23 protein-coding genes and 1 pseudogene are annotated in these 25,895 nt (G+C 62.6%); 17 read left to right on the top strand and 7 right to left on the bottom strand.

Translation table 11 applies throughout. The annotated features are described in order from the left end of the window. Positions 1 to 5: 5 nt before the first annotated feature. A complete protein-coding gene (locus U741_RS0102225) occupies positions 6 to 965 on the bottom strand; it encodes a beta-ketoacyl-ACP synthase III (protein WP_029888866.1) in 960 nt (319 codons plus the stop codon). Positions 966 to 1,021: 56 nt separating this feature from the next. Beyond that, on the bottom strand, positions 1,022 to 1,930 hold the full coding sequence (gene glyQ / locus U741_RS0102220; RefSeq protein WP_029888865.1) for a glycine--tRNA ligase subunit alpha: 909 nt from the start codon (positions 1,928 to 1,930) through the stop codon (positions 1,022 to 1,024). A gap of 366 nt (positions 1,931 to 2,296) precedes the next feature. Here glyQ and U741_RS19925 point away from each other — a divergent pair. The 14 genes and pseudogenes from U741_RS19925 to U741_RS0102150 all read left to right on the top strand — a co-directional run. Next, positions 2,297 to 2,509 (top strand): annotated as a pseudogene (locus U741_RS19925) (hypothetical protein); the annotation flags it as partial. A gap of 139 nt (positions 2,510 to 2,648) precedes the next feature. Then, complete coding sequence (locus tag U741_RS0102210; RefSeq protein ID WP_052378408.1) at positions 2,649 to 4,499, top strand: ATP-binding protein; 1,851 nt, start codon at positions 2,649 to 2,651, stop codon at positions 4,497 to 4,499. Between the two features lie 24 nt (positions 4,500 to 4,523). Then, a complete protein-coding gene (locus tag U741_RS0102205; protein WP_029888862.1) occupies positions 4,524 to 6,200 on the top strand; it encodes a site-specific DNA-methyltransferase in 1,677 nt (558 codons plus the stop codon). Further along, positions 6,197 to 7,270: a virulence RhuM family protein gene (locus U741_RS0102200; protein WP_029888861.1), complete on the top strand. Its 1,074-nt coding sequence runs from the start codon at positions 6,197 to 6,199 to the stop codon at positions 7,268 to 7,270. Before U741_RS0102205 ends, U741_RS0102200 begins: the two co-directional genes overlap by 4 nt. After that, positions 7,267 to 9,957: a DEAD/DEAH box helicase gene (locus U741_RS0102195; protein WP_029888860.1), complete on the top strand. Its 2,691-nt coding sequence runs from the start codon at positions 7,267 to 7,269 to the stop codon at positions 9,955 to 9,957. The genes U741_RS0102200 and U741_RS0102195 overlap by 4 nt, the downstream gene beginning before the upstream one ends. A 302-nt stretch (positions 9,958 to 10,259) precedes the next feature. Continuing rightward, on the top strand, positions 10,260 to 11,669 hold the full coding sequence (glnA, locus tag U741_RS0102190; RefSeq protein WP_029888859.1) for a glutamate--ammonia ligase: 1,410 nt from the start codon (positions 10,260 to 10,262) through the stop codon (positions 11,667 to 11,669). Positions 11,670 to 11,953: 284 nt separating this feature from the next. Beyond that, positions 11,954 to 13,048, top strand: coding sequence for a nitrogen regulation protein NR(II) (gene glnL, locus U741_RS0102185; protein WP_029888858.1), 1,095 nt, complete (start codon positions 11,954 to 11,956; stop codon positions 13,046 to 13,048). Positions 13,049 to 13,272: 224 nt separating this feature from the next. Further along, complete coding sequence (gene ntrC, locus U741_RS0102180) at positions 13,273 to 14,748, top strand: nitrogen regulation protein NR(I) (RefSeq protein WP_029888857.1); 1,476 nt, start codon at positions 13,273 to 13,275, stop codon at positions 14,746 to 14,748. Positions 14,749 to 15,045: 297 nt separating this feature from the next. Next, the gene (locus tag U741_RS0102175) at positions 15,046 to 15,378 is read left to right on the top strand and encodes an ArsR/SmtB family transcription factor (RefSeq protein ID WP_152551463.1); all 333 of its coding nucleotides are present in this window, start codon (positions 15,046 to 15,048) and stop codon (positions 15,376 to 15,378) included. After that, on the top strand, positions 15,363 to 15,848 hold the full coding sequence (locus U741_RS0102170) for an arsenate reductase ArsC (RefSeq protein ID WP_029888855.1): 486 nt from the start codon (positions 15,363 to 15,365) through the stop codon (positions 15,846 to 15,848). The genes U741_RS0102175 and U741_RS0102170 overlap by 16 nt, the downstream gene beginning before the upstream one ends. A gap of 247 nt (positions 15,849 to 16,095) precedes the next feature. Next, the gene (locus tag U741_RS0102165; protein ID WP_052378407.1) at positions 16,096 to 17,292 is read left to right on the top strand and encodes an MFS transporter; all 1,197 of its coding nucleotides are present in this window, start codon (positions 16,096 to 16,098) and stop codon (positions 17,290 to 17,292) included. Beyond that, complete coding sequence (arsH, locus tag U741_RS0102160; protein ID WP_029888853.1) at positions 17,273 to 18,013, top strand: arsenical resistance protein ArsH; 741 nt, start codon at positions 17,273 to 17,275, stop codon at positions 18,011 to 18,013. Before U741_RS0102165 ends, arsH begins: the two co-directional genes overlap by 20 nt. Next, entirely contained in the window at positions 18,010 to 19,035 is a 1,026-nt protein-coding gene (gene arsB, locus U741_RS0102155) for an ACR3 family arsenite efflux transporter (RefSeq protein ID WP_029888852.1), read from the top strand. The genes arsH and arsB overlap by 4 nt, the downstream gene beginning before the upstream one ends. Before the next feature lie 18 nt (positions 19,036 to 19,053). Continuing rightward, the gene (locus U741_RS0102150) at positions 19,054 to 19,656 is read left to right on the top strand and encodes a methyltransferase domain-containing protein (RefSeq protein ID WP_029888851.1); all 603 of its coding nucleotides are present in this window, start codon (positions 19,054 to 19,056) and stop codon (positions 19,654 to 19,656) included. A 29-nt stretch (positions 19,657 to 19,685) separates the two neighbouring features. On the opposite strand, the gene U741_RS18800 is transcribed toward U741_RS0102150, so the two are convergent. Together U741_RS18800 and U741_RS0102135 are read right to left on the bottom strand one after the other, a co-directional pair. Next, positions 19,686 to 20,449, bottom strand: a protein-coding gene (locus U741_RS18800; RefSeq protein WP_152551462.1) for an IS5 family transposase whose coding sequence is annotated in 2 segments (ribosomal slippage) — positions 19,686 to 20,077 and positions 20,077 to 20,449 — 765 coding nt in all. Because the reading frame shifts where the segments join, the coding sequence is not laid out codon by codon here. 89 nt (positions 20,450 to 20,538) lie between these two features. Beyond that, complete coding sequence (locus U741_RS0102135; RefSeq protein WP_029888535.1) at positions 20,539 to 21,573, bottom strand: IS630 family transposase; 1,035 nt, start codon at positions 21,571 to 21,573, stop codon at positions 20,539 to 20,541. Positions 21,574 to 21,711: 138 nt separating this feature from the next. On the opposite strand from U741_RS0102135, the gene U741_RS0102130 reads away from it, so the two are divergent. Further along, positions 21,712 to 22,593, top strand: coding sequence for a dienelactone hydrolase family protein (locus tag U741_RS0102130; RefSeq protein WP_152551678.1), 882 nt, complete (start codon positions 21,712 to 21,714; stop codon positions 22,591 to 22,593). A gap of 73 nt (positions 22,594 to 22,666) precedes the next feature. On the opposite strand, the gene U741_RS0102125 is transcribed toward U741_RS0102130, so the two are convergent. Further along, a complete protein-coding gene (locus tag U741_RS0102125; protein ID WP_029888847.1) occupies positions 22,667 to 23,488 on the bottom strand; it encodes an MBL fold metallo-hydrolase in 822 nt (273 codons plus the stop codon). A 97-nt stretch (positions 23,489 to 23,585) separates the two neighbouring features. Beyond that, positions 23,586 to 24,404: a helix-turn-helix domain-containing protein gene (locus U741_RS0102120; RefSeq protein WP_029888846.1), complete on the bottom strand. Its 819-nt coding sequence runs from the start codon at positions 24,402 to 24,404 to the stop codon at positions 23,586 to 23,588. 123 nt (positions 24,405 to 24,527) lie between these two features. On the opposite strand from U741_RS0102120, the gene U741_RS0102115 reads away from it, so the two are divergent. Further along, positions 24,528 to 24,845 carry a DUF2834 domain-containing protein gene (locus U741_RS0102115; RefSeq protein ID WP_029888845.1) on the top strand — a complete coding sequence of 106 codons (318 nt, stop codon included), beginning with the start codon at positions 24,528 to 24,530 and terminating at the stop codon, positions 24,843 to 24,845. A gap of 4 nt (positions 24,846 to 24,849) precedes the next feature. Then, entirely contained in the window at positions 24,850 to 25,107 is a 258-nt protein-coding gene (locus U741_RS0102110) for a hypothetical protein (RefSeq protein WP_029888844.1), read from the top strand. A gap of 59 nt (positions 25,108 to 25,166) precedes the next feature. Here the strand turns inward: U741_RS0102110 and U741_RS0102105 are convergent, their stop codons facing one another. Further along, positions 25,167 to 25,895, bottom strand: a complete 729-nt coding sequence (locus U741_RS0102105) for a glycerophosphodiester phosphodiesterase (protein ID WP_052378405.1) — start codon at positions 25,893 to 25,895, stop codon at positions 25,167 to 25,169.

Raw genomic sequence — 25,895 nt, 5'->3', positions numbered from 1 at the left:
AGCCCCTACCAACGCACCAGCACCGACCCCCAGGTCATGCCGCCGCCCACGCCGGCCAGCATCACGTGCTGCCCGGTGGTGATGCGGCCGTCGCGCACCGCTTTGTCGAGCGCCAGCGGCACGGAGGCCGCCGAGGTATTGCCCTGACGTGCGACCGTCGTGACCACGCGCTCACGCGGCAGTTTGATGCGGTCGGCGGTGGCGTCGAGGATGCGCTGGTTGGCCTGGTGCGGCACCAGCCAGTCGATGTCGGCGCCGGTCAGGCCGTTGTGGGCCAATGCCTCGTTGGCGCACTCGCCGAGCACCCGCACTGCCACCTTGAACACCGCCTGGCCGTCCATCTCAAGGTAGGGGTTGCCGCGAATCTTGCCCTCGGCAATGCCGCCGCCGACGCGCAGGATGTGACTCAGGCTGCCGTCGGAATGCAGGTGGCTGGAAAGAATGCCGGGCGATTCGGACGGCTGCACCACCACTGCGCCGGCGCCGTCGCCAAACAGCACGCAGGTGCGGCGGTCGTTCCAGTCGAGCAGGCGCGAGAACACTTCTGAGCCCACCACGACCGCACATTTGTGGGCGCCGCTGGCGACCATTTTGTCGGCGATGGCGAGCGCGTAAATAAAGCCGGTGCACACCGCCTGCACGTCGAATGCCGCGCCCTGCTTCACACCCAGCTTGGCTTGCAGCAGGCAGGCGGTGGACGGAAACACCATGTCGGGTGTGGTGGTGGCGCAGACAATCAGATCGACGTCTGCCGAGGTGATGCCCGCGCTGTCCATCGCCCGCTGCGCGGCCTTCAACGCAAGGTCGCTGGTCAGCTCGTCGTCGGCCGCCACGTGCCGCGCCTCAATGCCGGTGCGCGACACAATCCATTCATCGCTGGTGTCGATGCGCGTCGCCAACTCCTGGTTGGTGACGATACGGTCCGGCAGATAACTGCCGGTGCCGGTGATGCGTGCGTAGCCCACGGGTGTCTCCTTGGTGTTTCGGCTTGACCGACTCGTGGGTCGGTTTGCGCCCGGCCTCAGGTGGCCTTGTCGGGTTTGGCCAGCATCGGAAAGCCCAGCGCTTCACGGGCTTTGTAATAGGCCTCGGCGCAGCCGCGTGCCAGGGTGCGCACGCGCAGGATATAGGCCTGACGTTCGGTGACGCTGATCGCGCCGCGCGCATCCAGCAGGTTGAAGGCGTGGCTGGCCTGGATGGTGCGTTCGTAGGCCGGCAGTGGCAGCGGCTTTTCCAGCCCCAGCAGGTGTTGGCACTCGGCTTCGGCCTTGTTGAAGCGCTCGAACAGCGTGGCGACGTCGGCATGTTCGAAGTTGTAGGTGCTCTGTTCGACTTCGTTCTGGTGGTAGACGTCGCCGTAGGTCACTTCGCGGCCGGTGTTGGGATCGCGCGACCAGACGAGGTCGTAAACGCTTTCGACGCCCTGGATGTACATCGCCAGTCGCTCAAGGCCATAGGTGATCTCGCCCGCCACCGGCCGACATTCGAGCCCGCCGACCTGCTGAAAGTAGGTGAACTGCGTGACTTCCATGCCGTTGAGCCAGACCTCCCAGCCCAGGCCCCAGGCGCCCAGGGTGGGCGATTCCCAGTTGTCTTCAACAAAGCGGATGTCGTGGGTGAGCGGGTCAAAGCCCAGCGCCGACAGCGAGTCCAGATAAAGCTGCTGGATGTTGGCCGGACTGGGCTTCATCAGCACCTGAAACTGGTAGTAGTGCTGCAGACGGTTCGGGTTTTCGCCGTAGCGGCCGTCGGTGGGGCGGCGGCTGGGCTGCACGTAGGCGGTGTTCCACGGCTCGGGGCCGAGGGCACGCAAAAAAGTCGCCCAATGGAAGGTGCCCGCGCCCATTTCCATGTCCATGGGCTGGACCACCGTGCAGCCGTGGCCGGCCCAGAAGGTCTGGAGCTTGAGGATGAGTTCTTGGAAGGTCATCTTGAGGGTGATGCGGTTTGCACGGGCGGGCAGTATACGAAGGTGATGGCCTTCGTCGTTGCCGCGCGCGCGATTGCTGAAAGGTATTCCTTACTCGAAGCGTCCACATGATTGCCCAGGCTCGCATTCATAAACACTGCGGGGATTGGAGGCCTCTGCATGAGTGATCCCGCCAAGCTGTTTGCAGCATGCGCGTCAATTGCGCTCGAAAATCCAAGGTCCGTGCTCGGTTCGCGTAATCTCCGGGTGTGGGAGGTACAGGACAGGCTGGGATTTCCGCCTGAGTTGCGATCGACAGATGTCACGGCGGTCAACGAGTCCACTAAGGCCCAAAGATCGATTCAACCAGCGGCCGCATTAGAAGCCATGCAAATAACGGATTACCAAGCGAAATACTTCGCTTACGAGTTGACCAGAAGGCACCCTCCCGACAGCATTGAAAAGCTTGCGGGCGCGGTGGCTGGCGCCCAGGTGGACTTGAATCCACATCAGGTCGACGCGGCGCTCTTCGCCTTTCAGTCACCGCTGTCCAAGGGCGCCCTGCTCGCCGATGAAGTAGGGCTTGGCAAGACGATTGAGCCCATTGTGTCAGACCATTTTGGCGCGCCCCACATGAACATTGAGCACTTCATGGCGGCCCAGGGGCGGCCGCTTTGACCGCAGTTAGTCGTTCCGATGTTCAGCTGTCAGGGCTCGATCCAATCTGTGGAGTGCGTCTATGCGTCTTGTTGAAGTAAAACTCGCCAACTTCCGAGGCTACGCCCAGGAAACCACCATGCCGATTGATCCGCTCACGGTGCTGATTGGGCGCAACGATGCCGGCAAGTCCTCTGTTTTGGATGCACTCGACATATTCTTCAATGAGGCAACCATCGAGAAGGAAGACTGTTGCGTTGGAACAACTGCAACGGAGATACGCATCGCCTGCGTGTTCGAGGACTTGCCTGCGCAACTTGTGATCGACGATCAACACCCCACAACCTTGCAAGCCGAGCACCTGGTCCGCAGTGATGGGCGGCTGGAAATTATCAAGGTCTACAACTGCGCAGCTGCAAAAGGAAAGCTCGGCTCCGTCATGGCGAAAGCCCTGCACCCTTCCACGCAGGGAACGGACGACCTGCTGGGGCTCAAGATCACTGAACTAAGGTCCAGGGCACAGCAACGTCAGGTTGATCTGAGTCAGACCAACCAAACCATCAAAACTCAACTGCGTTCCGCCATTTGGGGGCAAGCTGACGATCTCGAGCGGGTTGAACGCGAAGTCGGTCTATCCAAAGAGACGGGCAAGGAAGTCTGGGAGCAGTTGCAGACCCATATGCCGGTATATGCCCTGTTCAAATCTGATCGGGCAAGCACCGACCAGGACGCCGAGGCGCAAGACCCGCTCAAGTCGGCGATCAAGGAGGCGATTAGGCGTCGCGAGACAGAGCTTAACGATGTGATCGGTGACATTCGCCGAGAACTTGAGCGTGTCGCTGGACGCACGGTCGAAAAGATCCGCGAGATGAACCACGAGCTTGCGAATCAGTTGCACCCCGCGGTCAAGAACAAGAACTGGGACTCATTGTTCACGGTCACTCTGACCGGCGAAAACGACATCCCTATTAACAAGAGAGGTAGCGGCACTCGCCGGCTTGTACTGCTGAACTTCTTCCGGGCGAAAGCAGAAGACGATTCCCTCACCAAAGGGGGCGGCGTCATCTATGCAATTGAGGAGCCGGAAACGAGTCAGCATCCCAACTACCAGATCATGCTGCTGGAGGCTTTTGAGGATCTTGTTGATCAGGGGCGTTGTCAGGTGCTCCTGACGACACACACGCCGACGCTTGCGCGAAGGGTCAACCGGAATTCCTTGCGGCTGATCACTTCTGTGAACGGAGCGCCGGTGGTGCAGCACGGTAATCTTGATCAGACCCTCGAGCGAATCAGAGATACCTTGGGCGTACTTCCAGATCACGACGTCAAGGCGTTTTTCGGTGTTGAGGGAAAGCACGATATCCAGTTTCTCAGGCGCATTTCAGCGATGCTTGCGGCTACTGAACCGGATATTCCGAACCTTGAGGCTGCCGAACAGGCCGGAAAGCTGGTCTTCCTATCGCTTGGCGGCAGCAGTATGGAACTGTGGATCAGCACCGTAGCGGGCTTCGGCCGCCCGGAGTTCTATCTAACTGATAGGGATCAAGCGCCGCCTGCGCAGCCGAAATATCAACAACACATTGCGCAGTGGGTGGCGCGTGGCTGCACTGCTTGGGCCACATCAAAGGGCGAGCTTGAGAACTACCTTCACCCATCGGCAATTCTTGCCGAGAGTCCCGGGTACTCAGGCACGGGGGCGGATTTCGAGGATGTCCCCATGCTATTTGCCGAAGCGGTGCACTCAGGAGATCGCAACGCCCCAGCATGGGCAACGGTGTCGCCCGAAAAGAGAAAAGACAAAGCGTCGGCTGGGAAGAAGCGCCTCAACACGGCATGCGTGTCTCGAATGACCCCCGCGCTGTTGATGCAATCCGATCCGAACGACGACATCCGAACATGGCTCAGGGCCGTTGGCAGAGCGCTCGATCAATGAAGAATGACAGGGTTTTGCCTGCGGATGAGTAACAAACAGAAGCTGGAACTGACCTGGATCGGCAAGGAGAACCGGCCAAAGCTAGAGCCGCGCATCCTCATTGAGGACCCGGACAAGTCGTATCACGCGAAGCATCGCGTGTCGGACACCGATCTGTTCGATAACCGACTGATCTTTGGCGACAACCTGCTGGCCTTGAAGGCGCTGGAGCAAGAGTTTGCAGGCAAGGTGAAGTGTGTGTTCATCGACCCGCCATACAACACCGGCAGCGCATTCACGCATTACGACGACGGGGTGGAGCATTCGATCTGGCTGAGCCTGATGCGCGACCGGCTGGAGATCATTCGGCGGCTGCTGTCGGACGATGGCTCGCTGTGGATCACCATCGACGACAACGAGGCGCATTACCTCAAAGTCCTCTGTGATGAGGTATTTGGCAGGGCGAATTTCGTTGCAAATGTTCTTTGGCAGAAGAGAATTGGCCCTGACAATCGCTTGCCTTTGGGAGATGCGCACGACCACATTTTGGTTTACGCAGCCGACAGGAGTCATTTCCAGGCTCGGGCGAATCGGGTGCCGCTAACGGAAAAGCAGCTTGCCGAATTCAAGAATCCTGACAAGGATCCTCGTGGGCCTTGGACGTCGTCGTCGAATTTCTCGGCTCAAGGGTATCGACCCAATCAGATGTACAAAATCACGACGCCTGGTGGCGCTGAACACAATCCGCCGCAGGGCCGCTGTTGGGTAACTATCGAGAGCGAATATCGACGTCTCCTTGCTGAAGGGCGCATGTGGTTCGGTGGGGACGGCAGAGGTATGCCTCGAAAGAAGACGTACCTGCAGGAGCAAGTAGGGCGCATGTCATGGACTTGGTGGCCCAATGATGAGGTCGGCAATACGCAGGAATCAAAAAAAGAGAGCATTGCTATTTTCGGGGCGAATGACGCGTTCGGCACTCCTAAGCCGGAACGCTTGATGCACCGCGTTTTGCACATCGCCACCAACCCGGGCGACCTCATCCTCGATTCCTTCGCCGGCTCCGGCACCACCGGAGCGGTGGCCCACAAAATGGGCCGTCGTTGGATCATGGTCGAGCTGGGGGACCACTGTCATACACACATCATTCCGCGCCTCAAGAAGGTCGTTGACGGCGAGGATGCAGGCGGTATCACCGAGGCGGTGAACTGGAAAGGTGGAGGCGGCTTCCGCTACTACCGTCTTGCGCCTTCACTAATGGAAAAGGACAAGTGGGGCAACTGGGTTATCAACCAGACCTACAACGCTGCGCAGTTGGCTCAGGCCTTGTGCAAGCTGGAAGGGTTCACCTACGCGCCCTCTGAATCCCTGTACTGGCAGCATGGACATTCGACGGAACGCGATTTCGTCTATGTCACCACCGCCAACCTTTCGCATGAGCAGTTGCAGCAGCTCTCTGATGAAGTGGGGACTGAGCGCTCTTTGCTGGTGCTCTGCACGGCGTTTCGTGGGCGGGGCGAGTTCCCCAATCTGACGGTCAAGAAGATCCCGCGACAGGTCTTGTCCCGCTGCGAGTGGGGGCACGATGATTATTCGTTGCAGGTGGAGAATTTGCCGCGCGCTCCCGTGGAGCGCGCCCTCTCCCCCGGCCCCTCTCCCGCAGACGGGAGAGGGGAGAAAGCGGCGGCGGCGGGCCAGCAAGGGTTGTTTGGGGAGGAGGCATGAACCAGGGCCCGGAGAAACCCGGCGCGGGCTCCGAGATGCTGCTGTATCGGACCGAGGACGCCCGCACCCGGATTGAGGTACGGCTGGGGGATGGGTCGGTCTGGCTGACTCAGGCACAGATGGCGGAGCTGTTCCTGACCACCCCTCAGAACATCACACTCCACCTAAAAGCGATCTACGGGGAGGGGGAGCTGGCCGAGGAGGCAACTTGTAAGGATTACTTACAAGTTCGAACCGAGGGTGCCCGGCAGGTCCAGCGAGCCCTGCGGCACTACAGCCTGGACGCCATTCTGGCCGTGGGCTACCGAGTCCGCTCGCCACGGGGCACCCAGTTCCGGCAATGGGCAACCGAGCGTCTGCGCGAGTTTCTGGTCAAGGGATTCGCGCTGGACGACGAGCGCCTAAAGCGCGGCCCGGATGACGGCTACTTCGAAGAGCTGCTCTCGCGCATCCGGGACATCCGCTCGTCCGAGCGGATGTTCTGGCGCAAGGTGCTGGACATCTATGCGACCAGTGTGGATTACGACGCGAGCGCCGAGGCGAGCCAGCGCTTCTTCAAGACCGTGCAGAACAAGATGCACTGGGCCGCGCACGGACACACTGCGGCCGAGATCGTGAAGGGCCGGGCTGACGCAGCTAAGCCGAACATGGGTATGACGAGCTGGAGCGCCACCCGCCCGCGCAAGTCCGACGCGAGTGTTGCCAAAAACTATCTGAACGCTACAGAGCTGGACGCACTGAACAAGATCGTCAACGCCTACCTGGAATTCGCGGAGGTGCAGGCCTTGAACCGACGGCCCATGGCGATGGCGGACTGGATCACCAAGCTCGATGACTTCCTGCGCTTGGGCGAACGCGATGTTCTGAGCCATGCGGGCAGCATCAGCCACGACGCGGCATTGAAGCACGCAGAGACGCAGTTCGAGTTTTTCCGCCGACAGCGCGCCGATGAGGTCACCGCAGTCGAGCGGGATTTTGATGCGGCTGCCAAGCACTTGAAGGGTCTGGCCACGCATCAACGCAAAGGCTTGCCGAAGAAGACGAAAAAGAACCCAGGGGAGAAGGAATGAATCGGCATGTCAACGCCATTGCCGGGCGGCTGAGCCTACGCGCACCGCAGCGGCGCTCCCTGGAACTGCTCGACCGCGTGACCGAGATCCTGCCGCCGCGCGGAGGCGCGGACGCGACGGCTGCGCTGGATCTTCTTCGCAGTGAGTTCCCGAACGTTACGGACTTTGAGCGCGACTTTCCGTCGCTGTGTTTCGCACTGGCCACCGGCGTCGGCAAGACGCGGCTGATGGGCGCGTTTGTCAGCTATCTGCACCTGGCCCACGGCATCGACAACTTCTTCGTGCTGGCGCCGAACCTCACGATCTACAACAAGCTGATCGCCGATTTTGAGGACCGACAGAGCCCGAAGTACGTCTTCAAGGGCATCGCCGAGTTCGCCATCGACCCGCCGGAAATCATCACGGGTGACAACTACGAGGCCAAGGCGGGCTCGTTGTTCTCCAACCTGGTTCGCTGCAAGGTCAACATCTTCAATATCTCCAAGATCAACTCGGAGGTGCGCGGTGGAAAGTCACCGCGCATCAAGCGGCTGTCCGAGTACATCGGACAGAGCTACTTCGACTACCTGGCCGGGCTACCTGACCTGGTGCTGCTCATGGACGAGTCGCACCGCTACCGAGCCAGTGCCGGGGTGCGGGCGATCAACGAACTGAAGCCGATCTTGGGCTTGGAGCTGACGGCCACGCCGTATGTGGAGACCACGAAGGGCGCGGTGCCCTTCAAGAACGTCATCTACGACTACCCGCTTAGCCAGGCCATGGCCGACGGCTTCGTGAAGGAGCCGGCAGTTGTCACACGCAAGAATTTCAATCCGGCCGGCATGTCCACGGAGGAAATCGAACTTCTGAAGCTGAAAGACGGCGTGCGGTTGCATGAAAGCGTGAAGGTGGAGATGGAGACCTACGCGCGTGAAAGCGGCAATGTCATCGTCAAACCCTTTCTACTGGTGATCGCCCGTGACACGACCCATGCAGGATCACTGCTACAGCTGATTCAGTCCAAGGATTTCTTCGCAGGCCGTTACGAGGACAAGGTCATCCAGGTTGACTCGAGCAAGACCGGTGCTGACGAAGAGGAGATGATCCAACGCTTGTTGAAGGTGGAGCGCACCGACGAGCCGACTGAGATCGTGATCCACGTCAACATGCTGAAGGAAGGCTGGGACGTCACCAACCTCTACACCATCGTGCCGCTTCGGGCGGCCAACGCCCGCATCCTGATCGAGCAGTCCATCGGACGTGGCCTGCGCCTGCCCTATGGGAGGCGCACCGGCGTGACGGCGGTGGACCGGCTGAACATCGTGGCCCACGACAAGTTTCAGGAGATCATCGACGAGGCGCGGCGCGCGGACTCGCCCATCAGCATCAAGACGGTGGAGTTGGACCCGGATCGCCTGAAGCAGAAAACCGCCACGGTCGTTTCGCAATCGCAGTTGGCCACACGGCTGGGCTTCCAGCCCACGCAGATGACAGCGACCACGACCGTCGCTGGGCAGTCAGAAGCGCCTGCGTTTGCCAAAGCCGAGGAGCGCGAGATCTCGCAGCTTGCCTACAAGGCAATCCAGGCCCTTGGCAGTCAGCCATCGCTGGCCCCCACGGTCGAGCATCTGCGAAGGCCGGAGATACAGGCGGCCATCGTCAAGGCGGTTGAGGAGCAATACCGAACCCCGCAGTTAGAGCTGGAGGGCGTCACAGAAAAGCCGGACATCGCCGCGATCGTCGCGAGGACGGTGGGCTTGGTCGCCGACCAGACTATCGATATTCCCCGCATCCTCGTCGTGCCCAAGGGCGAGGTGAAATCAGGGTTTAAGCCCTTCACGCTCAAGCTGGACTCGATGAAGTATCCGGCCGTCTCAGTCGAGCTCTGGGTACAACATCTGCGCACGCAACAGCTGGAAGTCATCGCGCTCGGCGTGGGAGGCTTCGAAGAAGCACGCCTCGAAGACTACGTGGTCAGCGGCCTGGTCGACTTCAATGACGTGTCCTATGACGACCATGCGGACCTGCTTTACGACTTGGCGCGTCAAACCGTCGAGCACTTCAAGACTTACCTGTCCGAGGACGATGCTCGCAAGGTTTTGCATTGCTACCAGCGCGACATCGCCCGATTCGTCCACTCGCAGATGCAGGACAACCACTGGATGGACCCGTCGGTGGAATACGAAGTGAAGATCAGCAAGGGCTTCACCGAGCTCAAGTCCAGCGCCTATACCTATGCGGCTCACGAGCCACCTGCGGACTACCGAGTGGCACCCGCCGACAAGAGCAATATGGCGAGGTACGTGTTCGGCGGTTTCCAGCGATGCCTATATCCAGTGCAGAAGTTCGACTCGGACGCCGAGCGGAAGCTGGCCGTGATTCTTGATCGGGACGCACTGAAGTGGTTCCGTCCGGCGAAGGGCCAGTTCCAGATCTTCTACAAGAACGGCGCGGACCATCAGGAGTACCAGCCAGATTTTGTCGCGGAGACCGGCGACTGCATTTACATGCTGGAGCCCAAAGCCAAGAACGAACTGAGCGACACGGATGTGTTGGCCAAGAAGGAAGCTGCGGTGCGTTGGTGCGCCAACGCCTCACAGCACGCGGCGACCTACCAGGGGAAGCCTTGGCGCTACTCTTTGATCCCGCACAACGCCATTGCTGAAAACATGACCTTACAGGAGCTTGCTCGGAGTTATTGCGACTGATATCAGAGGTTTAGCCTCGAAATTTAGGAACGCGGTTCCGGATTTGCGAGGTCGAATCCGGAATTATGGCAGCCTCGATGGCCGCACCAATGCCGCGTGTCGCGCCCCCCTGATACGGCCGTGCCGCACGCTTATGGTGGTATGCCTGCGCCCCCAGGCTTTCGGCTACGATGCGCACGCACGCATTGCGGAATCGACGGCTGGGCGTGGTTTTTCAGCCTGGTTCTGGCATGGTTCGTGCTTCATTTTGGCGCACGGCCATCAGGCCAGAACGGTCATTCATCCCCCAATAGGAGAACCCCATGTCGGGTCAGGACGTAATCAGCACCATTAAAGAGAAAGGCATCAAGTACGTTGACTTTCGCTTCTGCGACACCAAGGGCAAAGAGCAGCATGTCACCGTGCCGGCGCACACGATTGATGACAGCGTGTTTACTGAAGGCAAGATGTTTGACGGGTCGTCGATTTCTGGCTGGAAGGGCATCAACGAGTCCGACATGATCCTGATGCCGGACACCGCCACCGCGTTCATTGACCCGTTCTTTGAAGACCCGACCCTGGTGCTGACCTGCGACGTGCTCGAGCCGTCCACCGGCCAGGGTTACGACCGCGACCCGCGCTCGCTGGCCAAGCGCGCCGAGGCGTACTTGAAGAGCACGGGTATTGCCGACACCGCTTACTTTGGTCCCGAGAACGAATTCTTCGTGTTCGACAGCGTTCGCTGGGGCACCGAGATGAAGGGCTGCTTCGTCGAGATCGACTCCGAAGAAGCCGCATGGAACAGCAGCAAGGTCTACGAGGCCGGCAACATGGGTCACCGCCCGACGGTCAAGGGAGGCTACTTCCCGGTGCCGCCGGTTGACCAACTGCACGACATTCGCGCCGCCATGTGCGACACGCTGGACGCCATCGGCGTGCCGGTTGAAGTGCATCACCACGAAGTCGCCAACGCGGGTCAGTGCGAAATCGGCGTCAAGTTCAACACCCTGACCTTGAAGGCCGACGAAGTTCTGAAGCTCAAGTATGTGGTCCAGAACGTTGCCCATCAGTTCGGCAAGACGGCGACCTTCATGCCCAAGCCGATCGTCGGCGACAACGGGTCCGGCATGCACGTCCACCAGTCACTCTCCAAGGACGGCAAAAACCTGTTCTCGGGTGACCAGTACGGCGGCCTGTCTGAAACCGCACTGTTCTACATCGGCGGCATCATCAAGCACGCGCAAGCCATCAACGCGTTCACCAACCCCGGCACCAACAGCTACAAGCGTCTGGTGCCCGGCTTTGAAGCGCCCGTGCTGCTGGCCTATTCGGCCCGTAACCGCTCGGCGTCGATTCGCATCCCGTTCATTGCCAACCCCAAGGGTCGCCGCATTGAAGTGCGCTTCCCCGACAGCCTGGCGAACCCCTACCTGGCCTTCACCGCGATGATGATGGCCGGTCTGGACGGCATTCAGAACAAGATTCACCCGGGTGGCCCGTCCGACAAGGACCTCTACCACCTGCCGCCGGAAGAGGACAAGAAGATCCCGCGTGTCTGCCACAGCCTCGACATGGCGTTGGAAGCACTCGACAAGGATCGTGACTTCCTCAAGGCCGGCGGCGTGTTCACCGACGACCTGATCGACGCCTACATCGACCTGAAGATGGGTGAAGTCACGCGCTTCCGCATGACCACGCACCCGCTCGAGTTCGACATGTACTACTCGATGTAACCCGGACGGCCCCGTTCGTGGTGAAAAACCCCGCGCGAGCGGGGTTTTTTGTGGGCGCATGCCGGCACAAATGCACCATAACGGTGCGAAAACACCAAGTCGCACCACAGTAGTGCGTTGTTTCGCAAAGGTCCTCTTGAATGACTGCGTGTCGTCCGAGGCGTAAACACATCTTTTACTGTTGCACCACGATGGTGCGTGTGAACCTGCGATCTGCCAAGCTGCTCACACAATCCGCCTGAGACGCCGACGATTTCTGGCGCGTCTTTTGCTTGAGCCGAATCATGTCGCTACTACCCCGCACCCGCCCGAAGCCGGAGGCCGTTCTGGACGGCCTGACGACGGCGGTTGTCGTGCTCGACGAGCGCCTGCAGGTCGTGGCCATCAACACCGCCAGCGAGGGCCTGCTGGGCATTTCGCGGTCGATGGTGTTTGGCAAGCCGCTGTGCGAAAGCATTCCGCATTTCGCGCCGCTCAAAGCGCGGCTGGCCGACGCCAACGACCGTGCCCTGGGCTTCATCGAGCGAGAACTCAGCCTGCGCCGCGCCGCTGAGCCGCCGGTCACGGTCGACTGCACCGTGACGCCGTTCAACCAGGGGCGCCAATCGTCAGGGTTGCTGATTGAGCTTCAGGCGCTGGACCGTCACCTGCGCATCTCGCGCGAGGAATGGCAGATGGCGCACCAGGAAGCCAGCCGCGAGCTGATTCGCGGCATGGCGCATGAAATCAAGAACCCCCTGGGCGGCATTCGCGGGGCTGCGCAACTGCTCGAAGTCGAGCTGCCTTCGCCCGAACACCGCGAGTACACGCAGGTCATCATTCGCGAGGCCGACCGGCTGCAGAACCTGGTCAACCGGCTGTTGGGCCCCAACCGTCTGCCGCAGAACAGTTGGCTCAATATTCACGAAGTCGTCGAGCATGTGCGCCAACTCGTCGGCGCCGAGTTGCCGACCGAGATCGAACTGCTGCGCGATTACGACCCGTCGATCCCCGACATGTACGGTGATCGCGAGCAGTTGATCCAGGTGCTGCTCAACATCGTCCGCAACGGCATGCAGGCCCTGCATGCCAGCGAGCACGGCGGGGTGATCACCCTGCGCACCCGTACCCAGCGGCAGGTGACCATTGGCGCAGTGCGTCACCGGCTGGTGATTCGCATCGATGTCGAAGACGACGGCCCCGGCGTGCCGGCCGAAATGATCGACCGCATTTTTTACCCCATGGTCACCTCAAGGCCGGAGGGATCAGGCCTGGGCCTGCCCATCGCCCATTACCTGGTGCGCCGTCACGAAGGGATGATCGAGTGCCGCTCGCAGCCCGGTGAAACCGTTTTTTCAATTTACCTGCCACTGGATGCTCAAGAGCCTGTCCATGGATAAGTCACGTCCGCGCCGGAGGACGTTTTCTCGCAGCACAAGGAAGGAGGAGCGTTATGTACTGCACGTGCATGAGTGACGAGGGACGCAGTGATGCGAGAAAACGGCCCCGCCCCTTTGGGTTGCTCCCTCGTCATTTGGAGCGACCAAATTCCCTCGGTCGCGTCTTGCCCGGCGAAAAATGGAACTGCCACGCGGGCGCGCCTCATCCACGGGCGGGCTCATAGATGAATGTCTGGGTGGTCGACGACGACGAATCAATCCGCTGGGTGCTGGAGCGCGCGTTGCGGCGCGATGGCCTCACGGTGCAGAGCTTTCCCGGTGCCGCCGAACTGCTCGACGCGCTGGACGAGCAACCGCCACCCGACGTACTGCTGTCCGACATTCGCATGCCGGGCGTTGACGGCTTGACCCTGATGCAGCGAGTGCACGCCCGCGAACCGCAGTTGCCGATCATCATCATGACCGCGCACTCCGACCTTGATGCCGCCGTGGCGGCTTACAAGGGTGGGGCTTTTGAATACCTGCCGAAACCCTTCGACATCGACGCGGTGGCGCCACTGATTCGCCGTGCCGCGCAGACCCGGCAGGCCGTCGACCCCGCCGTCAACGCACCGGATGCCGCGGGCGCGGCGATCATCGGCGAAGCCCCGGCCATGCAGGAGGTCTTCCGGGTTATTGGGCGCCTGTCGCACAGCCACATCACGGTGTTGATCACTGGCGAATCCGGTTCGGGAAAAGAGCTGGTGGCGCGCGCCCTGCACAACACCAGTCCGCGCGCGCAGCGGCCGTTCATTGCCATCAACACCGCGGCCATTCCCAAAGACCTGCTGGAGTCGGAATTTTTTGGCCACGAACGCGGCTCGTTCACGGGCGCCGCGACCCAGCGAAAAGGGCGCTTCGAGCAGGCCGACGGCGGCACCCTGTTCCTCGATGAAATTGGCGACATGCCGTCGGACCTTCAAACCCGGCTGTTGCGCGTGCTCTCCACCGGCGAGTTTTACCGCGTCGGCGGCATCGTGCCGATCAAGGTCGACGTGCGGGTCATCGCCGCCACCCACCAGAACCTCGAAACGCTGGTCGACGAAGGGCGCTTCCGCGAAGACTTGTATCACCGTCTCAACGTCATCCGTATCCGCATTCCGACCCTCGACGAGCGGCGCGAAGACATTCCGCTGCTGATGCGCCACTTTCTCAAGCGTGCCGCCGATGAGCTCAGCACCGACATCAAACGCTTGCAGCCCGATGTCATGACGCGCCTCACCGAGTACCACTGGCCAGGCAACGTGCGGCAACTGGAAAACGTCTGCCGCTGGTTGACGGTGATGGCGCCGGGTTCCGACGTGCACCTCAGCGATCTGCCGGTCGAGATCACCGCCGCTGCTGCGCCCAGTGTCGCCGCGCCGCCACCCTTGCCCGCGTCAGTGCCGCGCACCGGCACCGTCGACACGGCGCCCGCCGCGCCGCCGCTGGCCGTGCTTCCTGATGCGGATCATTGGGACACGCTGCTGCGGCAATGGGCCGAAGGTCAGCTTTCCTCGGGGCGCGATGAATTGATTGTCGAGGCCACCGACCGTCTCGAACGGGCCCTGATCGACGTCGCCCTGCAGGCCACGCGCGGCCAACGCCAGGAAGCGGCCAAGCGGTTGGGGTGGGGGCGCAACACCCTCACTCGCAAAATCAAGGAACTCAACATCGAGTGACCGCGCGGCCTGATCGGGGCACACCACGCGCGCCCCCGGCGCCCACTCGCTGATCCTCCGCATCCCACGCTTCGCGCGGGGCCCTGCTCGGTCTCGGGTCGGCCGCCGCAACACCCTCACTCGCAAAATCAAGGAACTCAACATCGAGTGACCGCGCGGCCTGATCAGGGTGCACTGCGCGCCCCTCCGGCGCCCACTCGCTGATCCTCCGCATCCCGCGCTGCTCGGCCGCCGACACTTGCCCATGTCGTGACATTGCCCTTGTATTGCGATGATAAATAATTCGATAATTGTCGAATGATAGAATCATCAAGCGCCGTCCAACAGCTTTCCGCCTTGGCGCAGGCCGCTCGGCTGGCGATTTTTCGCCGCCTGGTGGTGGCCGGGCCGGCCGGTTTGTGCCCCTCCGAATTGCAGGCCGAACTGGCGTTGACGCCGTCGGTGCTGTCGTTTCACCTCAAGGAACTCAAGACCGCCGGGCTGCTCACGGTGCGCCCGGATGGCCGTCATCTGTACTACGCCGCCGACTTTGCCGCCATGACCGGATTGATTGCCTACCTCACGGAGAACTGCTGCGCTGACAGCACCGCCGACGCCTGCTGCGAGACCGCCCCATGCGCCACGTCCTGATTCTGTGCACCGGCAATTCCGCCCGTTCCATTCTTGGCGAGGCGGTCATCAACCAGTTGGGCGCCGGGCGGCTGCAGGGGTACTCCGCAGGCTCGCAGCCCAGGGGTCAGCCGCATCCGCTGGCGCTGGAAACGCTGCGTGCGGCGGGGTGGCCGGTGGCAGGCTACCGCAGCAAATCCTGGGATGAATTTGTCGGACCGGACGCGCCGCCGCTTGATCTGGTGATCACCGTCTGCGACAGCGCCGCTGCCGAAGCCTGTCCGTACTTTCCGGGTCGTGCGGTAAAGGCACATTGGAGCCTGCCCGATCCCCCTGCCGCGGGCGACGAAGCCGCGCAGCGGGCGCGGTTTGCGGCGGTTTTCGAGGCGTTGCAGACGCGCGTGTCCGCGCTTTTGAAGCTGCCGGATGCTGCCTGGGATGCGCCCGATTTTGCCGCGCGGGTGCAGGCGATTCACGACGGGCTCGTTTAGTGGTGCGCGTTTGCCCGAATGGGTCTGATTTCAACGGGAGCTGGGTTACGCCCCTCGCCCGCTTGCGGGAGAGGGGCGAACGTATACGTTCGACGGGGAGAGGGCCGCGCGCAGCGCGGAAACCCGACCTTGTACCGGCTCGCGCCGGCCCTCTCCCGCCCCTTCGGGGCACCCTCTCCCACGTGTGGGAGAGGGATAAGCAAGCATCCCGTCGCCATGGGTTGCCGGGGCGGACGGTGCGCCCCGCATGACCCGGGCCATCACCGGCAAGCGGCTCACCATTGCCCTCGGCAGCGCGCAACTGCTGGCCTGGGGTTCCAGCTATTACCTGCTGGCGACTCTGGGCCGGCCCATGGCGCGGGGCTTTGGCATCGACCCGGCGTGGATCTACGGCAGCTTCTCCGTGGCCTTGTTGTTGGCGGCGGTGCTGGGGCCGTTGGTCGGTCGTTACATCGACCGCAACGGCGGCCGCCGGGTGTTGATTGGCTCCAACCTGTTCTTTGCCACGGCGCTGCTGTTCATGGCGGTCGCACCGACGCCGTGGCTGCTGATGCTGGGCTGGGTGTTGCTCGGCGCGGCCATGCCGTTCGGGCTGTATGACGCGGCGATGGCCACGATGGTGCGGTTGCGGGGCTTGCGCTCGCGCTCGGGCATTGTCGGTATCACGCTCATTGCCGGCTTCGCCAGTTCGGTGAGCTGGCCGGTGACAGCGTTTATCGAAAGCCACTTCAGTTGGCGCGTGGCCTGCGCCTTCTGGGCGGCACTGCACCTCACCGTCGGACTGGGCATTCACACCCGCTTTGTGCCGCGCTTCATCGCCGAGCCGCCGGTGCCACCGGACCCCGACGCGCCGCCGGTCATCGCGCCGCCCGGCACACCGCCTTCGGTGTTCGTGTTGCTGGTGGTGGCCTTCACGTCCAGCGGCTTCGTGTTTGCGGCGATGGCGACGCACATGCCGCAGATGCTCATCGAATCCGGTGTGCCTCCCGCGGCCGCCGTGGGCGCGGCCGCGCTGGTGGGTATTTCTGCCGTGGTGGGGCGACTCGCCGAAGCCGGGCTGCTGCGGCGCTTCCATCCGCTGGTATCAGGCTACGTGGCTTCTGGCCTGCACCCCTTGGGCGCCGGATTGCTGCTGATTCTGGGCGCCCCCTTCGCTGCGTTTTTCGCAGCCCTGCACGGCGCCGGCATCGGCCTGATGACCATCGTCAAGGGCACCCTGCCGCTGCAGTTGTTTGGCCCGCACGGCTTTGGCCGCCGTGCCGGATTGCTGGAGGCCCCGTCGCGCGTGGTGCAGGCCGCCACGCCGTTGTTGTTCGGGTTGGCGCTGGAGCGCCTGCACGGCGGTGCGCTGTGGATCACGTTTGCCGCCGGACTCCTCACCTTTGCCGCGCTGCTCGGCGCCGGTTATCTGTCGAAAAAATCCCATGCTCAGAACCCTGCCTGATCCTCACCATCTGCCCGCATTTGACGCGGCCTATGCCCACGCCGGCTTCGCGACCCACCTCGGTATCGACCCAGGCGATCCGCCGCGCATCCTCATGCTCTACGGTTCGCTGCGGGAGCGCTCGTTCTCGCGGCTATTGACCGAAGAGGCCGCCCGCCTGCTGATGCAATTCGGCTGCGAGGTGAAGATCTTCGACCCCAGCGGCCTGCCGCAACCCGACAGCCCCGAGGCCGTTGGGCATCCCGAAGTGGAAGAACTGCGCGCCCTGTCGCTGTGGTCCGAAGGCCAGGTCTGGTGCAGCCCGGAGCGCCATGGCGCGGTGACGGCGGTGCTCAAGAACCAGATCGACCACATTCCTCTGGCCATCGGCGCGGTGCGTCCCACCCAGGGGCGAACGCTGGCGGTGATGCAGGTCAGCGGCGGTTCGCAGAGCTTCAACGCGGTCAACACCCTGCGCCTGCTGGGCCGCTGGATGCGGATGATCACCATCCCCAACCAGTCGTCGGTGGCGATGGCCTACCGGGAGTTCGACGACGCCGGTCGCATGAAGCCCTCGGCCTATTACAAGCGCGTGGTCGATGTGATGGAAGAGCTGGTCAAGTTCACCCTGCTCACGCGGCACCACAGTGCGTATCTCACCGACCGCTACAGCGAGCGCTGCGAGACGGGGCACAAAGCCGAGGCGGCGCGACTGGCGCAGGACAGCGGCGCCATCGCATGAGCATCTTCGAGCGCTACCTGACCATCTGGGTCGCGGTGTGCATGCTCGTCGGGATTGCCCTGGGTGAGTTCTTTCCGGCGGCGTTCGCCACCCTCGGCGCTTGGGAAGTTGCGCAGGTCAATCTGCCGGTGGGCGTGCTGATCTGGCTGATGATCATCCCCATGCTGATGAAGGTGGACTTCTCGGCGCTGTCTGGCGCGCGCCGCCAATGGCGCGGTTTTTCCATCACCCTGCTGGTCAACTGGGCCTTCAAGCCCTTCCTCATGGCCGGGCTGGCGTGGCTGTTCGTGACCGTGATCTTTGCCGACTTGCTGCGGGCCGAACAGCACGGCAGCTACGTGGCCGGGCTGATTCTTCTGGCCGCCGCGCCGTGCACGGCGATGGTGTTCGTGTGGAGCCGCCTGGTAAAGGGCGACGCTAATTTCACGCTGACGCAGATCGCCCTCAACGACGCGATCATGGTGGTGCTGTTCGCGCCGCTGGTGGCGCTGCTGCTGGGCGTGACCGACGTGCCGGTGCCCTGGGAAACCCTGCTGCTGTCAGTGGTGGTGTACATCATCGTGCCGCTGGCCATCGCCCAGACCCTGCGCATGACGGCGCTGCGCAAGGGGCCGGCCGCCTTTGACCGCCTGCTGGCCAAACTGGGGCCGATGAGCATTGTTGCGCTGCTCGCCATGCTGGTGCTGCTGTTCGCCTTTCAGGGTGAGCAGATTCTTGCCCAGCCGCTGATCATCGCGCTGCTGGCGGTGCCGATTCTGATTCAGGGCGTGCTGACGGCGGCGGTGGGATATCTGGCGAACCGCGCGGCGGGTGAGGTGCACGACGTCGCCGGCCCCAGCTGCCTGATCGGCGCCAGCAATTTCTTCGAACTCGCCGTGGCCGTGGCCATCGCCCTGTTCGGCATCAACAGCGGCGCCGCGCTCGCCACCGTGGTTGGCGTGCTGGTGGAAGTGCCGGTGATGTTGGCGCTGGTGGCCATCGTCAATCGCAGCAAGGGGTGGTACGAGCGCCGCCCCGGATAATCCGCGCATGACCCCCACATGACGATGTACTCACCGCTGCACGAAGAACGCCTCGACACGGTGATGGCGGTGTTGCGGGCCGAGGGCGTGCGCAGCGTCGCCGACTTGGGCTGCGGCTCCGGCAACCTCATCGCCCGGCTGCTGGCCGAGCCGAGGCTTGAGCGCATCGTCGGCATGGATGCCTCCGGCATGGCCTTGCAGGTGGTGCGCAGTGAGGTTTTGAACGGGCGTATCGACCCGCGCTGCACGCTGATTCACGGCTCTTACACCGAGCCCGATGCCGGCGTGCGGGGTGTCGAAGCGGTGACGATGATCGAGACGATTGAACATCTTGACCCGCAGCGGCTGGGCCGCGTCGAGCAGACCGTGTTTGCGGGTTATGCGCCGCGCCTGGTGCTGCTGAGCACGCCGAATGCCGACTACAACCCGCGCTACGGACTGGCGCCCGGCAAATGGCGCGATGCCGATCACAAGTTCGAATGGGGACGCGCGCGGTTTCGCGACTGGGCACGGGGCATTGCCGGGCGCAACGGCTACGCGGTGCGCTTTCTCGGGATTGGCGAAGGCGATGCCGACCTGGGTGCGCCGACACAGATGGCGGTGTTCAGCCGCCCGGACTAAAGTTTCGGTCGTCTCCCTAGGCAGTGTCGTCACGAGATTGTGAGCCAAAGGACCATGCACCGAATCTGGGCAGCGGCGAGGAAAGAGGACAGGTTCTTGGCGTAACGCGTGGCGATGCCACGCCATTGCTTGAGATGCAAGAACGCATTCTCGACCAAGTGCCGCTGACGATACAGGTGCTTGTCGAATTCGCGTAGCACCTTGCGGTTCTTGCGCGGGGGGATTTCCGCCCGCATTCCTTGTGCTTGAGCCTGCTCAATGATTGTGTTGCTGTCATAACCCTTGTCAGCGATCAGGTGCTCGGCACTGAAGCCTTGGATCAGGGTTGAAGCTTCCACACAATCCGCTCGGGTAGCTTCTGTAGCAAGGATTCGGACCGGCATACCATGCGCATCCACGGCCAGATGTATCTTGGTGTTGAGCCCCCTTTTGTACGACCGATGCCTTGATTGCCCCCGCGAGCACCGGCCGCATGAGGGTGAACCTTGCAATGGCTGGCATCAATCATCAACCACTCGAAGTCAGGCTCGTCGATCAAGCGGTCGAGCAAGGCTTCCCACACGCCGCTATCGCGCCAGCGACAGAAGCGTCGATGCGTGTTTTTCCAATCGCCGTAGGCCGGAGGCAAGTCGCGCCAAGGAGCCCCCGTCCGCACAATCCACAGGACCGCATTGATGAACTGGCGATTGTTCTTGGCGACGCCGCCCCACTGCCCGGCTTGACCAGGCAGATGGGGTTCAAGCAACGCCCAGTCTCGATCCGAAAGATCGTGGCGACGAAAGGACTCCTTCATAAGATCGCTCGTTGTGGCCTTGAGGGGCGCTTATCATATCTCGTGACGACACAGCTTAGGGCCTGTTACTAACCTTCTCAAAAGAAATGTCACCCTGCCGCATATTTGCACTCGGGCTGTCGGAAGAATGATTTCACGAGTTCGGGTAGCCGCTGGATTCGTCGGAGCGCACCGATGGCAAGGCGCTTCATTTCATCTTTGCTCTGCACCAACTGGCGCGAGACCTGCCGTTTCACATGGGCCCAGACCTGTTCGTCGGGGTTCAATTGCGGCGAGTAGGGCGGCAAGAAGAAGAGCTTGAGCTGTCCATTCAGGCTGTCGACGTAGTTTTTGATCAGCTTTGCCTTGTGGATGGGGTGACCGTCGACCACCACGAAAACCGGCTGCTCGGCCCCGATCATCAACCGCTTCAGAAATTCCCGAAACACCTGCGAAGTCACTGAGCCCTCATGGACCATAAATCGGAAATCTCCGCGTGGACTCACCGCCGAGATCATGTTCAACGAGAAGCGTCGTCCGGTGACTTGCACCACCGGGGTCTGCCCACGCGGCGCCCAGGTGCTGCCGGTGTGGTAGTCCGACCGAATGCCGGACTCGTCGGCAAAGTAGATCGTCGCGCCCGCTGCACGCGCCTCGGCCCGGATGGCGGGGTAGGTTTCCTGTTCCCATTGATGCACCAACGCCGCATCCTGCTGCCAAGCCTGATACAACGGCTTCTGTGCACTGAAGCCCAGCAGCTTCATGATTCGGCTGACAGAGGCCAGCGACAGCTTCTTGCCAAACTCACGGCGAATCAGTTCGGCAATCAGCGACAGCGTCCAAAGGCCAAACTGAAAGCGGTACTGCAACGGCGAGTGATCCCGTACCGTCTGTGCGAGCCAGCGCATCTCGTCAGCACTGACCTTTGGTGGTCTGCCGGGGATGGGCTTGGCCAGCAGCGCGTTCTGCCCGCCATTGACAAAGTCAGCCAACCACCTGTGAACACTGCGAACGTTCACACCAAAAGCCGCAGCAACACTTGCCGCAGGCTGGCCTTCACGCATGGCCTTGATCGCCTGCTGTCGCATTACCTGCAATGAATGATGATCGATAGAACGACCATCCGATGAGCGCTTGCATTTCATGGCCGTATTGTCTCATATTATGACAATACTTTCTAAAAGGTTAGTAACAATTGGCGCAGCGATACGGCAATTGTTAACAGGCCCTAAGATTCGGGCATCTTATGGGCCCGATCAAAGGAGCATTCCCCCATGCGTGAGATGGACTACGGCCTGAAGCCGATCAATTTCAAGGACCCGCAGCCGGCCCAGCCGGGCTTTTCTCGGCGCGGCTTTATGGTCACCTCGCTGGCCAGCGGCTTTGCGTTGGCCTCGGGCGCGCTGCACGCCAAGGCCATCACCACCAGCGATGAAGGGCTGGTGGCGGGCGAGATCAAGATTCCGGTGAACGATGGCCATATTCCCGGCTATCGCGCCATGCCTGAAGGCGGCAAAGACCTTCCCGTACTGCTGGTGATTCAGGAAATCTTCGGTGTGCACGAGCACATCAAGGACCTGTGCCGACGCTTTGCCAAGCAGGGTTATTTCGCGATTGCGCCGGAGATGTTCGCGCGCCAGGGCGATGTCTCGAAGATGAGCGACATCAACCAGATTCTGTCCGACGTGGTGTCCAAGGTGCCGGACGCACAAGTCATGTCCGACATCGACGCCACCGTGACCTTTGCCAAGGCCAGCCGCAGCGTCAACACCGAGCGGCTGGGCATCGTCGGCTTCTGCTGGGGCGGCCGCACCGTGTGGCTGTACGCCGCCCACAACCCGGCGCTGAAAGCGGGCGTGGCCTATTACGGCCTGCTCGACGGCATGGCCCCGAGCGACATCAAGCCGCATGACCCCATCGATATTGCGGGCGACATCAAGGCGCCGGTGCTGGGCCTGTACTCGAGTATTGATGCCTACATTCCCATGGATCAAGTCGAAGAAATGCGCGGCGGCCTGGCGGCGAGCAAAACTGACTCCGAGATCGTCGTGTTTCCGGGCGCCGATCACGGCTTCAACGCCGATTACCGCCCGACTTATGACCGCGTGGCGGCGGAGTATGCCAACACCCTCGCACTGGATTGGCTGAAGGCGCGCGGGGTGTAATCCGCCGCGCGTGGGCCGGGAAAGGCGCTCATTCGGGCGCCTTTTTTGTTGCTGAGGGCGTGCCGTTGCCGGCTCACGCCGCGTGCGCCTGAAACTCGGCCAGATCGTGGGCGCAGAACACGTCCACCTCATCGCCGTGCTGTTCGACGAGTGACCGCAGCCGCGCCTGGTTGCGCAATCGCAGCAAAGCGTCACGCTGCACCAGCTTTTCGAACAGGCCGATCAGCGGCGGCATGGCGCTGCCGTCCAGCGTGGCCCGGTTGAAGTAGGCGTCTCCGGCGTGCAGCGTCCAGCGGCCATCAACCTTTACCGCCACCCCGCAATGACCCAGCGTGTGGCCGTGCAAGGGAATGAGCGCGATCTCGGCCGAAAGGCCGGGGATGATGCGCACGGCCTCGAAGCGAAACCACGCATCACCCTCCGCACGGTGCGTGACCCACTGCGGGCCATGTGCGATGTGGTGTTTGCACAGACGAATGCGATCCATGAACCCGCCGTGCTGCGCCATCGCCAGTTCCCGTTCCCAAACGTGCACCTGTGCGTGCGGAAAATCGGGCAGGCCGCCGGTGTGGTCGAGGTCGAGGTGGGTGGTCACCAGGTGCTTCACATCGCGCGGGTCGAACCCCAGGGCCCGCACTTGCGCCAGCGCCGTTTCGGCTGGGTCGCACTTGGGCTGGCCTAACAGCGTGAAGGCACGACCCAGGCGCTGGCTGGCCCGGGCCACATCGGCGGTACCCAAGCCGGTGTCGACCAGCACCAGTGCCTCGGGCGTCTCGATGAGCAGGCAATGGCAGGGCATCAGCGCGGCGGCCGTCCAGCCGCCGTTGCCATTGATGCCGCGCTGGCAGGCCGGGCACAACGAGCCGCAGTTGAGATGGTGCAGCCGAACAGTCATGGGTCGTCTCGCGCGGATGCCGGATGAGCAGAGACTTGCAGCATAGGCGGCGCGGGGTCTGCGACGGTGTGGCGCGGTGGCCGGTACGCCGCGTCGCTCAGGTGGCGGACAGTTGTTCCAGCAGCACCCGGCTGGCGTCGTCGGCGGGAAAGAACAGTTCCACCCGCAGTTCGTCGGTGGTCACGTCCAGCGGCGTGCCGAAGGTGGCGAGCATGGTGAACAGCCGCAAATCCTGCCCGAGCAGGCGAAGGTGAGTGGGCACCACGGGCGGCGTGACGGCGGCCAGATCAATCTGCCGATAGGCGCGCGGCAGGCCGGGATACGCCAGCACGGTGTCGAGCACCGGCTGAATCTCCGGGTGCTCAAGCGCTTCGCGCGCGGTGCGGGCCAGGATGGCGGGGGCCAGTACATCGAGGTTGACGATGTAGGGCCGGAGCCCTTCCGGGTGCAGGGTGAGCTTCAGGATGTTGCGCGGGCCATCACCGCAGACCGCCTGCCAGCGGGCTTCCGGATCACCCAGCACGCCCAGCAGTCGCTGCATGGGGGTGTTTTGGGTGATCAGGTTCCAGGCGCGGTCCACGACGATGGCGGGGTACGGCGACTGGTGATGCAGCAGCAGGTCCAGCGCGGCGCGAACCGGCGCCATGTCGTTGGCGTCGAGGGTGCGCTGCGGATAGAGGCCGACGAATCCCGCTGAGTGCAGCAGGCGGTTGCGCTCACGCATTGACAGATCCAGCGTGGTGGACAGTTGCACCACCATCTCGCGGCTGGGCCGCGCCTTGCCGGATTCCAGAAAACTCAGGTGGCGCTGCGACACCTCGGCCTGCAGCGACAACTCGAGCTGTGACAGCCGCCGGGTACGACGTACGTCGCGCAGCAACGCGCCGAATGAGGCGTGATCCGAAGCAATGTCCATGGCGCAAGTCTGCCACGCGCATCGGCCCCGGCCGATGACCTTAGAGGTAATTGAGACGCCTTCATTACAGGCCCAATCTGCGGGTCGTCGGCGCCTTGCCGGCGGCCTTTTGAGGAGCTTGTGATGACGATGCAAAGTTGGCTGTTGGCGGTCGTGATGGCCGCATTCGGCGCCCTGACCGGGCTGGCGCTGGTCGAGCATGGGTATTGGGGCATTTTCGAGTTTCACTTTCCGGCAAGTGCCGGCTGGCAGGTGCTCACCGATCTGGTGATTGTCTGCACGCTGGCGATGCTGTGGATGATTCACGACGCAAAAGCCAACGGCCGCACAGTGTGGCCTTACTTGCTGCTCACTCTCACTGGCGGCGCCTTCGGCCCGCTGCTGTATCTGTTTGTCGGCAGTCTGCGGCGCGCCCCCGCTGCGCAGTTGCAGCGGGGTTGAGGCCATGGCGGCGCTGAGTGTTTTGTTGATGATCGAGATCGGCGTTACCACCCTGTTCATGCAGGCGCTGGCGTCGCGACAGCGCCTGCGAGCAGCGACTTTGCTGATCGGCTTTGTTGTTGTGGCCGTGACGCTGTGGGCCGGCTGGCGTTCGGGCGTGCCGGCCAATGTGTCGCAGGGGGTGCCCAACGAGATGGTGGCCATGACCGCGCTGTTGGCGGTGACGCTGATGCTGGCGCCGCTGCTGGGCGGTCGCCGCTAGAAGCGGTCGACAGCTGAAGCGCCGTATCAGGTCGCGGGGGCGGGTATGCGCAGACGTCGCTACTGCATCGGTGCGGTGGCCACCGGGCGCAAAAAACGCTCGGGGTGGTCGGTGAAGATGCCGCTGACGCCCATGGTCGTCAGCCGCTGCGCGGCGTCCAGGGTGTTGACGGTGTAGGCCCATGCGGGCCGGCCGTCACGCGCAGCGGCGGCCACAAAGTCGGCATCGACAAACTCGTCCGCGAGGTGCACCTGCGCCGCGCCCAAGGTCGCCAGCTCGGCGGCGCCGGCCAGCGGCACGCCGCAGTAAAGCGCGGCAATCGGCACGTTCGGCTGCGCGCGCGCAAAGCGCTGCAACTCCGGCAGGTGAAACGACGAGACGATGAACTGCTCGGCGTCCCAACCCTGCGCCAGCCGCGCGGCGATCACCACCGCCACCGCCTCGGCGCAACCGCCCCAGGTCTTGAGTTCGATATTCACCCGCCCGCGACGGTCGATCAGGTCCAGCGTTTCATCCAGTGTCGGGACGCGTTCGCCTTGCCCGGCATCGAGGCGGCGCAACGTGTCGAACGATTGCGTGGCCGCCAGCCCGCGTCCGTTGGTGGTGCGTTCCAGGGTCAGGTCGTGCAACAGAAACAGCGCGCCATCGGGGTGCCGCTGCACGTCGAACTCGACACCATCGACGCCTAGCCGCAAGGCGGTCTCGATTCCCGCCAGCGTGTTCTCGGGTGCCAGCCCGCGTGCGCCCCGATGGCCGATGATGGTCAGCGGCGGTAGCGGCGCGCTCAC

The organism is Polycyclovorans algicola TG408 (genome assembly GCF_000711245.1).
Classification (GTDB): Bacteria; Pseudomonadota; Gammaproteobacteria; order Nevskiales; family Nevskiaceae; genus Polycyclovorans; species Polycyclovorans algicola.
This window is presented reverse-complemented; position numbering and strand designations above follow the sequence as displayed.

Bases quoted from the DNA above. Each gene is read 5' to 3' on its own strand.
- glyQ (WP_029888865.1), bottom strand. From the start codon at position 1,930: ATGACCTTCCAAGAACTCATCCTCAAGCTCCAGACCTTCTGGGCCGGC.
- U741_RS0102210 (WP_052378408.1), top strand. From the start codon at position 2,649: ATGCGTCTTGTTGAAGTAAAACTCGCCAACTTCCGAGGCTACGCCCAG.
- U741_RS0102205 (WP_029888862.1), top strand. From the start codon at position 4,524: ATGAGTAACAAACAGAAGCTGGAACTGACCTGGATCGGCAAGGAGAAC.
- U741_RS0102200 (WP_029888861.1), top strand. From the start codon at position 6,197: ATGAACCAGGGCCCGGAGAAACCCGGCGCGGGCTCCGAGATGCTGCTG.
- U741_RS0102195 (WP_029888860.1), top strand. From the start codon at position 7,267: ATGAATCGGCATGTCAACGCCATTGCCGGGCGGCTGAGCCTACGCGCA.
- glnA (WP_029888859.1), top strand. From the start codon at position 10,260: ATGTCGGGTCAGGACGTAATCAGCACCATTAAAGAGAAAGGCATCAAG.
- glnL (WP_029888858.1), top strand. From the start codon at position 11,954: ATGTCGCTACTACCCCGCACCCGCCCGAAGCCGGAGGCCGTTCTGGAC.
- ntrC (WP_029888857.1), top strand. From the start codon at position 13,273: ATGAATGTCTGGGTGGTCGACGACGACGAATCAATCCGCTGGGTGCTG.
- U741_RS0102175 (WP_152551463.1), top strand. From the start codon at position 15,046: ATGATAGAATCATCAAGCGCCGTCCAACAGCTTTCCGCCTTGGCGCAG.
- U741_RS0102170 (WP_029888855.1), top strand. From the start codon at position 15,363: ATGCGCCACGTCCTGATTCTGTGCACCGGCAATTCCGCCCGTTCCATT.
- U741_RS0102165 (WP_052378407.1), top strand. From the start codon at position 16,096: ATGACCCGGGCCATCACCGGCAAGCGGCTCACCATTGCCCTCGGCAGC.
- arsH (WP_029888853.1), top strand. From the start codon at position 17,273: ATGCTCAGAACCCTGCCTGATCCTCACCATCTGCCCGCATTTGACGCG.
- arsB (WP_029888852.1), top strand. From the start codon at position 18,010: ATGAGCATCTTCGAGCGCTACCTGACCATCTGGGTCGCGGTGTGCATG.
- U741_RS0102150 (WP_029888851.1), top strand. From the start codon at position 19,054: ATGACGATGTACTCACCGCTGCACGAAGAACGCCTCGACACGGTGATG.
- U741_RS0102135 (WP_029888535.1), bottom strand. From the start codon at position 21,573: ATGAAATGCAAGCGCTCATCGGATGGTCGTTCTATCGATCATCATTCA.
- U741_RS0102130 (WP_152551678.1), top strand. From the start codon at position 21,712: ATGGACTACGGCCTGAAGCCGATCAATTTCAAGGACCCGCAGCCGGCC.
- U741_RS0102125 (WP_029888847.1), bottom strand. From the start codon at position 23,488: ATGACTGTTCGGCTGCACCATCTCAACTGCGGCTCGTTGTGCCCGGCC.
- U741_RS0102120 (WP_029888846.1), bottom strand. From the start codon at position 24,404: ATGGACATTGCTTCGGATCACGCCTCATTCGGCGCGTTGCTGCGCGAC.
- U741_RS0102115 (WP_029888845.1), top strand. From the start codon at position 24,528: ATGACGATGCAAAGTTGGCTGTTGGCGGTCGTGATGGCCGCATTCGGC.
- U741_RS0102110 (WP_029888844.1), top strand. From the start codon at position 24,850: ATGGCGGCGCTGAGTGTTTTGTTGATGATCGAGATCGGCGTTACCACC.